Source organism: Rouxiella silvae (assembly GCF_002093625.1).
GTDB lineage: Bacteria > Pseudomonadota > Gammaproteobacteria > Enterobacterales > Enterobacteriaceae > Rouxiella > Rouxiella silvae.
In genome coordinates, this window is record NZ_MRWD01000005.1 from 109,056 (window position 1) to 123,445 (window position 14,390).

The 14,390-nt window shown below is 51.9% G+C and carries 14 protein-coding genes; 11 read left to right on the forward strand and 3 right to left on the reverse strand.

The annotated features are described in order from the left end of the window. The first annotated feature begins 69 nt into the window (after positions 1 to 69). The 4 genes from tatA to tatD are packed head-to-tail and all read left to right on the forward strand — an operon-like array spanning position 70 to position 2,516. Positions 70 to 339 (forward strand): Sec-independent protein translocase subunit TatA, encoded by a 270-nt coding sequence (gene tatA, locus BS639_RS03715; protein ID WP_055773236.1) that lies wholly within the window; start codon positions 70 to 72, stop codon positions 337 to 339. Between the two features lie 3 nt (positions 340 to 342). Further along, a complete protein-coding gene (gene tatB / locus BS639_RS03720) occupies positions 343 to 897 on the forward strand; it encodes a Sec-independent protein translocase protein TatB (RefSeq protein ID WP_055773233.1) in 555 nt (184 codons plus the stop codon). Between the two features lie 2 nt (positions 898 to 899). After that, positions 900 to 1,670, forward strand: a complete 771-nt coding sequence (gene tatC, locus BS639_RS03725) for a Sec-independent protein translocase subunit TatC (protein ID WP_055773230.1) — start codon at positions 900 to 902, stop codon at positions 1,668 to 1,670. Positions 1,671 to 1,730: 60 nt separating this feature from the next. Next, positions 1,731 to 2,516, forward strand: coding sequence for a 3'-5' ssDNA/RNA exonuclease TatD (gene tatD / locus BS639_RS03730; RefSeq protein ID WP_055773227.1), 786 nt, complete (start codon positions 1,731 to 1,733; stop codon positions 2,514 to 2,516). A gap of 16 nt (positions 2,517 to 2,532) precedes the next feature. Here the strand turns inward: tatD and rfaH are convergent, their stop codons facing one another. Further along, positions 2,533 to 3,021, reverse strand: coding sequence for a transcription/translation regulatory transformer protein RfaH (gene rfaH / locus BS639_RS03735; RefSeq protein WP_055773224.1), 489 nt, complete (start codon positions 3,019 to 3,021; stop codon positions 2,533 to 2,535). A 202-nt stretch (positions 3,022 to 3,223) separates the two neighbouring features. On the opposite strand from rfaH, the gene pepE reads away from it, so the two are divergent. The 3 genes from pepE to fre all read left to right on the forward strand — a co-directional run bounded on the left by pepE (position 3,224) and on the right by fre (position 6,423). After that, the gene (gene pepE / locus BS639_RS03740) at positions 3,224 to 3,949 is read left to right on the forward strand and encodes a dipeptidase PepE (RefSeq protein ID WP_055773221.1); all 726 of its coding nucleotides are present in this window, start codon (positions 3,224 to 3,226) and stop codon (positions 3,947 to 3,949) included. A gap of 145 nt (positions 3,950 to 4,094) precedes the next feature. Then, positions 4,095 to 5,612, forward strand: a complete 1,518-nt coding sequence (ubiD, locus tag BS639_RS03745; RefSeq protein ID WP_055773218.1) for a 4-hydroxy-3-polyprenylbenzoate decarboxylase — start codon at positions 4,095 to 4,097, stop codon at positions 5,610 to 5,612. Positions 5,613 to 5,721: 109 nt separating this feature from the next. Beyond that, on the forward strand, positions 5,722 to 6,423 hold the full coding sequence (fre, locus tag BS639_RS03750; protein ID WP_084982287.1) for an NAD(P)H-flavin reductase: 702 nt from the start codon (positions 5,722 to 5,724) through the stop codon (positions 6,421 to 6,423). Between the two features lie 68 nt (positions 6,424 to 6,491). Here fre and fadA read toward each other — a convergent pair whose 3' ends face one another. Next, positions 6,492 to 7,655 (reverse strand): acetyl-CoA C-acyltransferase FadA, encoded by a 1,164-nt coding sequence (gene fadA / locus BS639_RS03755; RefSeq protein WP_084982288.1) that lies wholly within the window; start codon positions 7,653 to 7,655, stop codon positions 6,492 to 6,494. An 11-nt stretch (positions 7,656 to 7,666) separates the two neighbouring features. Further along, on the reverse strand, positions 7,667 to 9,856 hold the full coding sequence (gene fadB / locus BS639_RS03760) for a fatty acid oxidation complex subunit alpha FadB (RefSeq protein ID WP_084982289.1): 2,190 nt from the start codon (positions 9,854 to 9,856) through the stop codon (positions 7,667 to 7,669). A 200-nt stretch (positions 9,857 to 10,056) separates the two neighbouring features. On the opposite strand from fadB, the gene pepQ reads away from it, so the two are divergent. From pepQ to hemG, 4 genes are read left to right on the forward strand one after another with little or no spacing between them, the layout of a single operon-like run. Continuing rightward, positions 10,057 to 11,388 carry a Xaa-Pro dipeptidase gene (gene pepQ, locus BS639_RS03765; RefSeq protein ID WP_084982290.1) on the forward strand — a complete coding sequence of 444 codons (1,332 nt, stop codon included), beginning with the start codon at positions 10,057 to 10,059 and terminating at the stop codon, positions 11,386 to 11,388. Further along, a complete protein-coding gene (locus tag BS639_RS03770) occupies positions 11,388 to 11,996 on the forward strand; it encodes an IMPACT family protein (protein ID WP_055773204.1) in 609 nt (202 codons plus the stop codon). Before pepQ ends, BS639_RS03770 begins: the two co-directional genes overlap by 1 nt. A gap of 40 nt (positions 11,997 to 12,036) precedes the next feature. Continuing rightward, positions 12,037 to 13,488: a Trk system potassium transporter TrkH gene (trkH, locus tag BS639_RS03775; protein WP_055773202.1), complete on the forward strand. Its 1,452-nt coding sequence runs from the start codon at positions 12,037 to 12,039 to the stop codon at positions 13,486 to 13,488. 37 nt (positions 13,489 to 13,525) lie between these two features. Next, positions 13,526 to 14,059 carry a menaquinone-dependent protoporphyrinogen IX dehydrogenase gene (hemG, locus tag BS639_RS03780; RefSeq protein ID WP_055773199.1) on the forward strand — a complete coding sequence of 178 codons (534 nt, stop codon included), beginning with the start codon at positions 13,526 to 13,528 and terminating at the stop codon, positions 14,057 to 14,059. Positions 14,060 to 14,390 lie beyond the last annotated feature (331 nt).

The window sequence follows — 14,390 nt, forward strand, 5'->3', positions numbered from 1 at the left end:
ACTTAAAATTGAAGTTATGCGTCGTTTATACGACAGTCATTAAATTATTATTATGTTGAGGTGAATACCATGGGTGCATTTAGCATTACGCATTGGCTGGTCATCGCGGTTATCGTAGTTCTGTTGTTCGGTACTAAAAAATTACGAGGCCTCGGTAGCGATCTTGGCGCTTCAATCAAGGGCTTTAAAAAAGCCATGAACGAAGATGATACTTCCAAGGCGCACAAAGAAACTGAAACAACCGGGTCTGATGCAGATTTTTCGGCCAAGTCTATCAATGGCACCAAGCCGGAAGTAAAAGCAGAAGAAACTAAGAGTCAAAACAAAGAGCAGGTATAAGCCGTGTTCGACATTGGATTTAGTGAACTGTTGCTGGTATTCGTTATTGGTTTGGTTGTGCTTGGACCAGAGCGTTTACCCGTTGCGGTAAGAACTGTTGCGGGCTGGATCCGTACACTACGATCGATGGCAGCATCCGTACAAAATGAGCTGAATCAAGAGTTAAAACTGCAAGAGTTGCAGGATAGCCTGAAGAAAGCCGAAGAAGCCGGTTTAAAGAATCTATCGCCGGAAATTAAATCGTCGATTGACGATTTGAAAGAAGCGGCGTCATCGATGAAGCGCTCAATTCATGAGAACCTCAGCCCGGCTGACCAGGCCGTGGCCGATGCCACAGAGGGAAATACCATTCATAATCCTGTGCTCAGGGATGCCGAAGCGCATCATGATGAAGGTATTTCACCCGCTGCTGCGGAGCATGTCGCGGATTCACCGGCTGTTGCACCGGTGGTAGAACAGGTTGTTCCGCCAAAGGCTGCGATAGACTACGTGGTTCAACCGAAAGTCGCGCCAACGGTACAGTCGGCCCCTTCTTCACAACCAACGGGTGAACGCTAAACATGGCAGTTGAAGATACACAACCGCTTATCAGCCATCTGATAGAACTGCGTAAGCGCCTGCTAAATTCCATTATTTGCGTGATTGTGGTGTTTTTGGCACTGGTTTATTTTGCCAATGATATTTACTACCTGGTCTCTGCACCGCTTATCAAAGTCATGCCACTGGGCGCGAGCATGATAGCAACAGACGTTGCTTCACCGTTCTTCACACCAATTAAGCTGACGATGATCGTTTCGGTGTTTGTCTCGGCTCCGTTTATCCTTTATCAGGTGTGGGGCTTTGTGGCACCTGCGCTGTATAAGCATGAACGTCGTCTGATGATGCCGCTGCTGTTTTCAAGCTCCGCACTGTTCTACCTCGGCATGGCGTTTGCGTACTTCTTGGTGTTTCCGTTGGCCTTTGCCTTCTTTGCAAAAACGGCACCGGCTGGCGTAGAGATTGCGACGGATATTAACAAATATCTCGATTTCGTCATGACCATTTTTATGGCATTCGGCGTATCGTTTGAAGTCCCGATAGCCATTATTCTTCTGTGCTGGACTGGCGTAACCACGCCTGAAGATTTACGCAAGAAACGTCCTTATGTTCTGGTCGGGGCTTTCGTCGTCGCCATGCTGCTGACGCCACCTGATGTTTTCTCACAGACGTTGTTGGCTATTCCAATGTACATCTTGTTTGAAATTGGCGTGTTCTGCGCCCGTTATTATGTAGGTAAAAGACGCCGTGGCGATGAAGATGACGATGTGGACAGCGAGTCCGATGCTTCTTAAGCGCTAGCTTGCAGATTAATTAACCGCCCAATTGGGCGGTTTCTGTTTTGAGAGGATGTGATGTTTGAGATTGGCCTGAATTTAACCAGCAATCAGTTTGATAAAGACCGCGCCGACGTGGTTGAGCGCGCAAAAATCGCTGGGCTAACGGGGATGCTGATAACCGGCACTTCGCTTGAAGAAAGCCATCAGGCGCAGACGTTGGCCGCTCAGTACCCTGATTTTTGTTGGTCAACGGCGGGCGTTCATCCTCATCAGGCCAGTACCTGGAGTGATAACGTGGAGCAGCAGTTACGACAGTTAGCGAGTCATGCTCAGGTTGTCGCTATCGGCGAATGCGGACTGGATTTTAACCGTAACTTCTCTACGCCAGCCGATCAAGAAAAGGCGTTCACCGCTCAGCTTAGCCTGGCCGCCGAGCTGAAGATGCCGGTGTTTTTGCACTGTCGCGATGCACATCCACGTTTTACACAATTGCTGGAACCCTGGTTAACGCACCTGCCGGGTGCGGTAGTGCACTGTTTTACCGGCAGTCGGCATGAGCTGGAGCATTATCTCGCCTTAGGGCTGTCAATCGGCATTACAGGCTGGGTGTGCGATGAGCGGCGTGGGCTTGAGCTTCGCGAAATGCTGCCGTTAATCCCGCGTGATAAACTGTTGCTGGAAACGGACGCGCCTTATTTGCTGCCTCGAGATATGGAAAACAAGCCTAAAAACCGACGCAACGAGCCGTGCTTCCTGCCCCACATTGTTAATCAGGTCGCGCATTGGCGTGAAAAAGGGGAGACCCCAGAAGCATTGGCACAGATAACCGACGACAATGCGCGCCGGTTGTTCAGACTGTAGAAAGGGAGTCGAGGGGTTAGAGCTTTTGGAATTCGGTGTTGCTTAAACTTTGTTTGACCTGTTTGTTGAGCAGGTTTAGCAGCAGGTGTGAACGTCGCTCGCCGTCAGGCTCGGTATAAATAGCCTGTAGCCCCTCAAATACACCTTCCGTGATTAACACGCGGTCACCCTCGTGCGGCGTTTCAGGGTCGCGAACATCGATAGGCGGTTGCGTTACCAGCTGCTCGATAACTTTGGGATTGACCGTGGCAAGCTGGTGTCCAAAACGGACAAAGTGGCTAACACCGCGGGTTGCGCTGATGGTGGTGGTATGAACCTTTTCAGGATCAAAGGCGATGAACATATAGTTCGGAAACAAAGGCTCGTCTGCCATGGTTCGACGACCGCGCACGATTTTCTCTAACTTGATCGTCGGCACCAAACATTGAACGTGCTGACGCTCAAGGTGTTCTTGGGCACGAATATGTTGACCCCGTTTGCAATACAGTAAGTACCAGCTTTCCATTTATCGTTTTCCTCGTGACTAACAGATTGAGAATAACAAAAGCTTTAAGGGATAAATAGCCGCGCGTGCAGCACAGCCTCTACAGGAATGGTAACATCTAAGCTGATAACAATTTTGCGGTTTATTCACTGACTATCCGTTTAATCGCGATCCGCCGATTCAATGACGAACTTCCGGTCTGATAATTTTTTGGAGAAACGTAATGGAGTTGTTCTTACTCAGTAACGGCAAACTTTCAGGCGACAGCCAGCCACTCGGTTATGCCCATGAGCAGATTAAAGCGATGTTCAGCGCGCGCAATATCACTTCCGCAGTGTTAATCCCCTACGCATTGATTCGTACCGATTGGGATGCCAAAGCGCTGGAGCTGGAAGATGCGCTGGGCATTAAAGTGGGCAGTATTCATCATGCTGGCGTACCTTCTGAGGCTATCGAGCAGGCGCAGTGTATTCTGGTCAGCGGTGGCAATACTTGGATGCTAAACCAAATGCTGCATGAAAAAGGACTGATTGTACCGGTACAGCGCGCAGTACGTGAGCGCGAAGTGCCCTATATCGGTTGGAGCGCGGGTTGTAACGTGGCCACGCCTAGTATTCGCACCACCAATGACATGCCGGTTCGCAACTCGGTGGTACTGCCTGCACTGGGCCTGTTTCCGGTGCAGATTAACCCTCATTACATTGATGCACACATCAGCGGACACATGGGTGAGACGCGCGATGAACGTATTGCCGAATTTTGCGCGGTGAATCCGAGTGAGTCAGTGGTTGCGCTGCGTGAAGGCAGTATGCTGCACGTTTCGGGCAATAAATTGAGCTACTACAGCGCCAAAGGTGAAGGCTTTAAAGTCTTCCGTCATGGCCTCGAGACGCAGGAATATCAAGACACGCGAGCACTTTCTGGTCTTGTACCCTTCCAATGCATTTAATAGATTGATAAGCCACATGGGCTGTCGATTATCCTTTAGGTTGCCTATTTTTGGTTCATTAATTTTGAAAAATGCAGCCACAGCGCCCGACAGGCTTTATACTGCCCTCTAAATTTGGTGATAAAACTTTAATGACGTGCCTCGTATGAAATATCGTGACCTGCGTGACTTCCTGGCTTTGCTTGAAAAGCAGGGTGATCTGAAACGTATCACCCAGCAAGTTGATCCTTACCTCGAAATGACCGAAATCGCCGATCGCACCCTGCGTGCCGGTGGTCCTGCGCTGCTGTTTGAGAATCCAAAAGGCTATGACATGCCGGTGCTGTGCAATTTATTCGGCACCCCAGAGCGCGTTGCGAAAGGTATGGGTCAGGACGACGTCAGCGCACTGCGCGAAGTGGGCGAATTGCTGGCTTTTCTTAAAGAGCCTGAGCCACCGCGTGGGTTCCGCGATTTTTACGACAAAATGCCCAAGTTCAAGCAAGTGCTGAACATGCCGACCAAGCGCCTCAGTTCTGCGCCTTGTCAGGAACAGATTTGGGAAGGGGATGACGTCGATTTAGGCCGTATTCCGGTGATGCACTGCTGGCCGGAAGATGCGGCACCACTGATCACCTGGGGGCTGACGGTCACCCGTGGGCCGCACAAAGTGCGTCAGAATCTGGGCATTTATCGTCAGCAAGTATTAGGCAGAAATAAGCTGATTATGCGCTGGTTGTCGCACCGTGGCGGCGCGCTGGACTTTCAAGAGTGGTGCCAGCAGAACCCCGGTAAGCGTTTCCCGGTTTCTGTTGCGCTAGGCGCCGACCCAGCCACCATTTTGGGAGCCGTGACACCTGTGCCTGACACGCTTTCCGAATATGCTTTTGCCGGCCTGCTGCGCGGCAATAAAACGGAAGTGGTCAAATGTATTTCCAATGACCTTGAGGTTCCCGCCAGCGCAGAAATTGTGCTTGAAGGCTATATCGAGCCGGGTGAAATGGCACCGGAAGGCCCCTACGGCGACCACACGGGCTACTATAATGAAATAGACAGCTTCCCGGTGTTTACCGTTACGCATATTACCCAGCGTAAAGATGCTATCTATCATTCAACCTTTACCGGTCGCCCACCGGATGAGCCGGCAGTATTGGGACTGGCGTTGAACGAAGTTTTTGTGCCCATTTTGAAAAAACAGTTCCCAGAAATCGTCGATTTTTATCTGCCGCCGGAGGGTTGCTCTTACCGTTTGGCCGTCGTTACCATGAAAAAGCAGTATGCCGGACACGCCAAGCGCGTAATGATGGGCGTTTGGTCTTTCCTGCGACAGTTTATGTACACCAAGTTTGTTATTGTGTGTGATGACGATATTAACGCGCGCGACTGGAAAGACGTTATCTGGGCGATTACGACCCGAATGGATCCGGCTCGTGACACGGTTCTGGTTGAAAACACGCCGATCGACTATCTTGATTTTGCCTCACCGGTTTCTGGACTGGGTTCCAAAATGGGGATGGATGCGACCAATAAATGGCCGGGTGAAACTCAGCGAGAATGGGGACGGCCGATTGTCATGGATCCAAAAGTTCGTGACCGCGTTGATACTATGTGGGACGAGCTGGGCATTTTTGACGATAAAAAATTTAGTGATATCAAGTTTGGCGACGGAAAGCCGACCAAATAACGGCTACAGTGTGCACAATAACTATTCATAGACTGGCAAACGGGGCACGAGCCTGGCGCGACGCAGCGTTTGCCATCAATGTAGATCTGATGACCCTCAGAGGGAACGCATGACAATAATGAGCTGTAAAGTGTCCTCAGTTGAGGCCATAACCGACACCGTATATCGGGTTCGCCTGCAACCTGAATCACCTTTTTCATTTCGTGCCGGTCAATATCTGATGGTGGTAATGGACGAGCGCGACAAGCGCCCGTTCTCGATAGCCTCCGTGCCTTCAGAAAAAGGCTATCTGGAGCTGCACATCGGTGCCTCCGAAATGAATCTGTATGCGATGGCCGTTATGGACCGCATTCTAAAAGAGCAAACCATTAACGTCGATTTACCGCACGGGGAAGCCTGGCTGCGCGAAGAGGGTGACCGTCCTCTGGTGTTGATCGCGGGTGGGACGGGGTTCTCCTACGTACGTTCAATTTTAGTGGCAGAGCTGGCGCAGCATCCGGAACGCGATATTTCAATCTATTGGGGCGGCCGTGAGCTGAAGCACCTGTATGATTTGGGTGAACTCGAAGCGCTGAGTGTGGTGCATCCAAATCTGAAAGTTATTCCGGTGGTAGAGCAGACGGAAGAAGGCTGGCAGGGCAGAAGTGGTAACGTACTGAGTGCGGTGTTGCAAGATTTTGAATCTCTGAGCGAACACGATATCTATATCGCCGGTCGTTTTGAGATGGCAAAAGTCGCTCGCGAGCGCTTTTGTGCCGAACGCGGCGCACTTGAAGACCGCATGTTTGGCGACGCCTTTGCCTTTATCTGATTATTCTATAATCACTAAAAATCCCGCCCACTGACAGGGGCGGGAAGCTTGACATCAAATCCTTTCAACTAGACTCTTTCAAACACCGTCGCGATCCCCTGACCCAAGCCGATACACATGGTAGCCACGCCAAACTGCACGTCTTTGCACTCCATAAGATTCAGCAGGGTGGTTGAGATGCGCGCGCCCGAACATCCGAGTGGATGTCCCAGTGCAATCGCACCGCCGTTCAGGTTGACCCGTTGCTCCATACTTTCCAGCAGCCCGAGATCTTTAATGCACGGCAATGACTGTGCGGCGAAGGCTTCATTCAACTCGAATAAACCAATATCTTCCACCGAGAGTCCCGCGCGCTTGAGTGCCAGTCGCGTTGCGGGTACTGGACCGTATCCCATGATGGAAGGATCGCAGCCGACCACGGCCATCGAACGGATTTTTGCTCGCGCCTTTAGGCCAAGCGAGGCGGCGCGAGATTCACTCATAATCAGCATGGCAGAGGCACCGTCGGAAAGCGCCGAGGCACTGCCGGCGGTAACGGTGCCGTTGACTGGGTCAAAAGCCGGACGCAGCGCCGCCAGTGACGTTACCGTGGTTTCAGGGCGGATCACTTCGTCGAAATTCAGGTTGACCAGCGTGCCGTCGGCGTCGTGTCCATAAGTCGGCACAATTTCGTTGGCAAAATGCCCAGCGACGGTAGCGGCATGCGCGCGCTGGTGCGAACGTGCGGCAAATTCGTCCTGCATCTCACGGCTGATATTGTGCATTTTAGCCAACATCTCTGCGGTAAGACCCATCATACCGGCGGCTTTGGCCACGGTGCGGCTCAGTCCCGGATGAAAATCGACGCCGTGATTCATCGGGACATGGCCCATGTGCTCGACACCGCCAATCAGGCTGATGTCTGCATCACCGACCATAATCATGCGCGCGGCGTCGTGCAGCGCCTGCATTGACGAGCCGCACAGCCGATTGATGGTGACCGCCGGCACGCTGTGCGGAATTTCCGCCAGCAGAGCGGCGTTGCGCGCAACGTTGAAGCCCTGCTCCAGGGTTTGCTGAACGCACCCCCAATAAATATCGTCAATCTCTTTAGCGTCGAGCGCTGGGTTACGTGAAAGCACGGCGCGCATCAGGTGCGCGGATAAGTCTTCAGCGCGAACGTTGCGGAAGGCGCCGCCTTTAGAGCGGCCCATTGGGGTGCGGACCGCATCAACAACTACTACAGTTTCCATTATTTCGGTCCTTATGTCTGACGGCCGGTGTGGAGGGAAGCCAGGGGTTCGGGTTGCGGGTAATAGCTTTCGTTAGTCTCAGCTTTACGACGCAAACCTGCCGGTGCCTGGTAAAGCGGGCCGAGATGCGCATACTTTTCAGTGAGCTGCAGGTATTTCGCGCTGCCCAATGTGTCGAGATAGCGGAAAACGCCGCCGTGGAAAGGTGGGAAGCCGATGCCGTATACCAGCGCCATATCTGCTTCGGCGGGGCTGGCAATAATCTCTTCTTCAAGACAACGCACAACCTCATTAATCATCGGGATCATCATCCGCGAGATAATATCCTCAGGACTGAGGCTGCTCGGTTGTGCATCTGTTGCTGCCAGCAGTGACGTGACTTCGGCATCCTGCTCTTTACGCGGCTTGCCTTTGCTGTCTTCACTGTAACGGTAGAAACCGCGCTGATTTTTCTGACCAAAGCGTTCGGCTGCAAACAGAATATCAACCACGTCACGGTAGTCTTTTGCCATTCGGTCCGGGAATCCCTGAGCCATCACAGCCTGTGCATGATGCGCGGTATCAATGCCGACAACATCTAGCAGGTAGGCGGGACCCATCGGCCAGCCAAACTGTTTTTCCATCACCTTATCAATTTGCACAAAGTCGGCGCCGTCGCGCATCAGCAGGCTGAATCCGGCAAAGTAGGGGAACAGCACGCGGTTTACGAAAAATCCGGGACAGTCATTAACGACAATCGGCGTTTTTCCCATCGCCGAAGCGTAGGCAACCACGCGTGAAAGCGTTTGTTCGGACGTTTTGCTGCCGCGAATAATTTCGACCAGCGGCATACGGTGCACCGGGTTGAAGAAGTGCATGCCGCAGAAATTTTCTGGACGTTTTAACGCTGCTGCCAGCGTATTAATAGGGATCGTCGAGGTGTTGGAGGCCAAAATGGCATTGTCGTCGAGCAGCGCTTCTGCTTCCGCCAACACGGCGGCCTTCACTTTTGGATTCTCAACCACAGCCTCAACCACGATTTGGGCACGTTCAAGGCCGTTATAGCTCAGGGTATGCTGAATGGTCGAGAGGACCTTGGCCATTGTCAAACCGTCGAGTTTGCCCCGTTCGAGCTGTTTGTTTAATAGCTTGGATGCTTCATTAATTCCAAGATGCAGCGACTTGTCGTTGATATCTTTCATGATTACCGGCACACCCTTGAGTGCCGACTGATACGCAATGCCGCCACCCATAATTCCGGCCCCAAGCACCGCAGCCTGCTCAGGCTTGCCGTGGCTGCCTGCCAACTTTTTGGCTTTGCTTTTAATAAACTGATCGTTGAGGAAGATACCCACCAGTGCGCGGGCCTCGCTGGACTGGGCCAGCGGCACAAAGCTGCCGGTTTCTAGCGCCAGCGCCTCTTCACGTCCCATTCGCGCCGCTGCTTCAATGGTTTTCACTGCGGTCAATGGTGCAGGATAGTGCCTGCCCGCCGTTTGCAGCACCATGCTCTTTGCTACACTGAAACTCATGGTTGCTTCGATACGGCTCAGCTTGAGGGGCAATAGCTTGGGTTGGCGTGCGGCCTTCCAGTCCAGCTTCCCTTCAATAGCCTGACGCAACATGTTGAGCGCGGAATCATGCAGTTTTTCGGCGCTGACTACCGCGTCTACCAGACCCAATTTGAGTGCCTCGCTGCCGCTCACGTCCTTACCGGCGGCAATAATTTCCAGCGCGCTGTCTGCACCCAAGAGGCGAGGTAAACGCACCGAACCGCCAAAGCCCGGCATGATACCCAGGCGAGTTTCAGGCAGGCCAATGCGCGTGTCCGGTGTCGCAATACGAAAATCAGTAGCCAGAACGCATTCGCAGCCGCCGCCAAGCGCGTAACCACTGATGGCTGAAATCGTCGGCACAGGGAGATCTTCCAGACGATTGAAAATACCGTTGGCAAATCCCAGCCATTGATGGAGCTTTTCGGCCGGTGCGGTAAACAGCGATAAGAACTCCATGATATCGGCACCGACAATAAAAGCAGGCTTGGCCGAGCTCAGCAGCAGCCCCTTTAATTCAGGCTGTTTTTCAAGAACGGTAATCGCATCTCCCAAACTGGCAACGGTTTGGGTGTCAAGTTTGTTAACGGAGCCTGGAGCATCAAACACCAGCTCGGCAATGCCGTTTTCGAGCCAGTGCAGGTGTAGTGTTTCGCCTTGGTAGAGCATGTGTCTCTCCTGAATCATCGGGGATGATCTGGTATGACCAGATGAATGGAGTGTGGTTTTGATGTTAATGAAATGCAAATAGACTGATTGATATTTGCAGGCAAGATCACAAAGAGCACGGGGCTACGGCGTGCGCCCTGCTGTGATAAGATGCGGCATCGTTTTGCATTTATCGTATGAATCCAGTAAAGGACAGGTCGATGGAATCTCTCTCTACGCTTTATAAAGAACATATCGCCGTTTTACAGGCACGTGCGCTGGAAATACTGCAACGCAATCAACTTGATGCCCTGCTTATTCACTCCGGTGAGTTGCAGATCACTTTTCTTGATGATTACAGCTATCCCTTTAAGGTCAATCCGCAGTTTAAAGCGTGGGTGCCGGTGACACAGGTACCTAACTGCTGGCTGTGGGTGGACGGTGTGAATACGCCGAAGTTGTGGTTTTACTCGCCGGTCGACTACTGGCACAGCGTCGAACCGCTGCCTGATTCCTTCTGGACCAAAGACGTTCAGGTGCTGCCGCTGTCAAAGCCGGATGATATTAAAAGCCAACTGCCAGCAGATTTATCGCGGGTGGCTTACATAGGTTACAACAAAGACCGTGCGTTAGATCTGGGCATCTCTGCTGACCATCTCAATCCGCAGCGCGTGCTCGACTACTTGCATTATCATCGCGCCTATAAAACTGACTATGAAGTGGCCTGCATGCGTGGCGCACAAAAGCTGGCGGTGAGCGGCCATCGCGCGGCGCATGAAGCCTTTTTGTCGGGGATGAGCGAATTCGACATCAGCATGGCGTATTTGAGCGCCACTGGGCATCGTGAAACCGAAGTCCCTTATGGCAATATCGTAGCGTTAAACGAGCACGCCTCGGTGTTGCATTACACTACGCTACAGCAGCAGCCACCGGCAGAAATGCGCAGCTTCCTGCTTGATGCTGGCGCTGAATACAACGGTTACGCCGCCGACCTTACTCGCACCTATGCAGCAAAAAGTGACAGCGATTTTTCGGCGCTGATCAAAGATCTTAATACCGAGCAACTGGCACTTATCGACTCCATTAAGCCTGGCGTTCGCTACACTGATTATCATGTTCAGATGCATCACCGCATTGCGCGAATTCTCAAAGCACATCGGTTGGTGGTTGATATAAGCGAAGAGGCCATGGTGGAACAAGACCTCACCGGACCTTTCTTGCCGCACGGGCTTGGGCATCCGTTGGGTCTGCAAGTGCACGACGTGGGCGGCTTTATGCAGGATGAAACCGGCACGCATTTGGCCGCGCCGTCGAAGTATCCTTATCTGCGCTGCACCCGCATCGTTCAGCCGGGCATGGTATTGACTATCGAACCTGGCCTGTACTTTATCGAGTCGCTATTGGCGCCTTGGCGTGATGGCAAGTTCAGTAAGCACTTTGCCTGGGATAAAATCGAAGCCATGAAGCCGTATGGTGGCATCCGCATCGAAGACAATATTGTTATCCACGATAATCGTATTGAAAATATGACCCGTGACCTGAAACTGGCGTGATGCAGCCTTATCCTGTTCCTGCGCAGTCTATCGAGATTAGCGAAGAGATAAAAAAGAGTCGTTTTATCACCCTGCTGGAGCCAACGGCAGGGGTTGAGGCGGCGAAAGCTTTTATCCTGCGGGTCAAAAATCTGCATCCGTCTGCGCGTCATCACTGCTGGGCTTTTGTCGCCGGGCCACCCAATGACTCTCAGCAGTTGGGATTCTCGGACGACGGCGAGCCAGCGGGTACGGCGGGAAAACCGATTCTCGGGCAGTTGATGGGCAGTGGAGTTGGCGAGATAACCGCCGTGGTCGTGCGCTATTACGGCGGCATAAAGTTAGGCACCGGTGGGTTGGTCCGCGCCTACGGTAACGGCGTTCAGCTGGCATTGGCACAGTTGAACGTTATAGAAAAGGTGCCGCAGGCCGAATTTCTGCTGCAGTGCGACTATGCACAAATATCGATGATTGAAACGCTATTGCAGCAGGTCGGTGGCAGCATTGTGGAAAGTGAATACGGCGCAGCGGTGGATTTACGTCTGACGTTGCCGGCCTACGATGCGGCAGAAATCACGAACCGACTGTTTAATCTCAGTCGGGGTTCGCTGGTTCTGCAGCCTGTTTGATCAATTTATTGCATTTTAATTTGCTGAGGAACGCGCCAGCATGCATTTCCGTGCCATAACCCGAATTGTCGGGGTGCTCGTTATCCTATTCTCTGGAACGATGATTATTCCCGGAATAGTGGCATTAATTTATAGAGACGGGGCAGGGCGCGCGTTCAGTGAGACGTTTTTCGTTGCGCTGGCCATCGGCCTGTTTCTGTGGGTTCCCAACCGAAAACAGCGCAGCGAGCTTAAACCCCGCGAGGGCTTTCTCATCGTGGTGCTATTTTGGACCGTGCTGGGCAGCGTAGGGGCATTGCCCTTCTTATTCTCCGAAAGGCCTAATCTCTCTCTAACCGATGCTTTTTTTGAATCTTTTTCAGGGCTGACGACCACCGGTGCAACCACGTTAGTTGGGCTAGACAGCCTGCCGCACGCGATTCTGTTTTATCGCCAAATGCTCCAGTGGTTTGGCGGTATGGGGATCATCGTGCTGGCGGTGGCGATTTTACCTATTTTAGGCGTGGGCGGTATGCAGCTCTATCGCGCCGAAATGCCGGGTCCCTTAAAAGACAATAAAATGCGTCCGCGTATCGCCGAGACGGCAAAAACGTTGTGGTTTATCTATATTTTGCTGACCATTGCCTGCGCGTTGGCGCTATGGGGAGCCGGTATGTCGGGGTTTGACGCTATCGGCCACAGTTTCTCGACTATCGCCCTCGGGGGCTTTTCAACCCATGATGCCAGCATCGGCTATTTCCACAGCGGGACCATCAACACTATCATCGCGGTATTCCTGCTGATCTCTGGCTGTAATTATGGCCTGCACTTTGCGTTGCTCAGCGGCCGTAATATTAAAGTCTACTGGCGTGATCCCGAATTTCGCATGTTTATCGGGGTGCAATTTACCTTAGTACTGGTTTGTACTTCGGTACTGTGGTTGCACGATACCTACACTTCGGGTCTTGAGACGGTAAATCAGGCTTTCTTCCAGGTTGTCTCTATGGCAACCACGGCGGGATACACCACGGACAGTATTTCCAAGTGGCCGTTATTTTTACCGATTCTTCTGCTTTGCTCGGCGTTCATCGGCGGTTGTGCTGGTTCTACCGGCGGTGGCCTCAAAGTTATACGTATTCTTCTTTTATATCTGCAGGGGTCACGCGAGCTTAAACGCTTGGTTCACCCGAATGCGGTCTATACCATTAAGCTGGGTCATCGTGCACTGCCAGAGCGAATTCTTGAAGCCGTATGGGGATTCTTCTCTGCCTACGCGCTGGTGTTTATTGTCAGCATGCTGGCGATTGTGGCAACCGGCGTTGATAACTTCTCCGCCTTTGCTGCGGTAACGGCCACGCTGAACAACTTGGGACCCGGCCTTGGAGTGGTGGCAGATAACTTCCAGTCGATGAATCACGTCGCTAAATGGATCCTAATCGTGACCATGTTGTTTGGGCGTCTTGAAGTATTCACCTTATTAGTGCTGTTTACGCCAACCTTCTGGAAGGAGTAATCGGTTTATGGATTCATTATTTAGAAAGGAGACCGAGATGAAAGCCTTGGTACTTTACTCAACTCGTGACGGTCAAACTCACGCTATCTCTTCTTATATAGCTAACTGTTTAAAAGAGAATGCTGAATGTGACGTGATGGACCTGCAGGATGCAGAAAATGTTGACCTCTCACGCTACGCCAAGGTGATGATTGGCGCATCTATTCGTTACGGACACTTCTCCCCGCTGCTCGACAAGTTTGTTAAGCGCCATATTAATCATTTGAACACCATGCCTTCGGCTTTCTTCTCGGTAAACCTGACGGCGCGTAAGCCGGAGAAGCGCACGCCGCAAACCAACGCTTATACCAGCAAGTTCCTTTTAGCTACGCCCTGGAAGCCAACGCAGTGCGGCGTTTTTGCCGGTGCACTGCGTTATCCGCGTTATCGCTGGCTCGACAGAGTGATGATTCAGTTAATAATGCGTATGACTGGCGGCGAAACCGATACCAGTAAAGAAGTTGAGTACACAGACTGGGAGCAGGTAAAGCAGTTTGCCGCTGATTTTGGCAAATTAGCGGTTAAGAAATAGCTGAAAAGCTTCTCAAATAATCTTTTTGTGGAAAAAATAGACGGTCAGCAAATTTTTTAAAAATAAGGGTTGCGGCCTTCTGAGAACTCCCTATAATGCGCCTCCACTGACCGGGAACAACGACTCCTCTAACGAGAACCAAGTCGCCAGGTTAGGTAGGGAAAAGAATGACTTCGAAAGAAAAAACTCTTGACTCTTCAGCGGGAAAGCGTATTATGCACCTCCCGCGCCGCATAAGATTCATTGCGAACAGCGGCACTGCTCTTTAACAATTTATCAGACAATCTGTGTGGGCACTCACAAGACGATATCAGCCACTTCGGTGGCAACA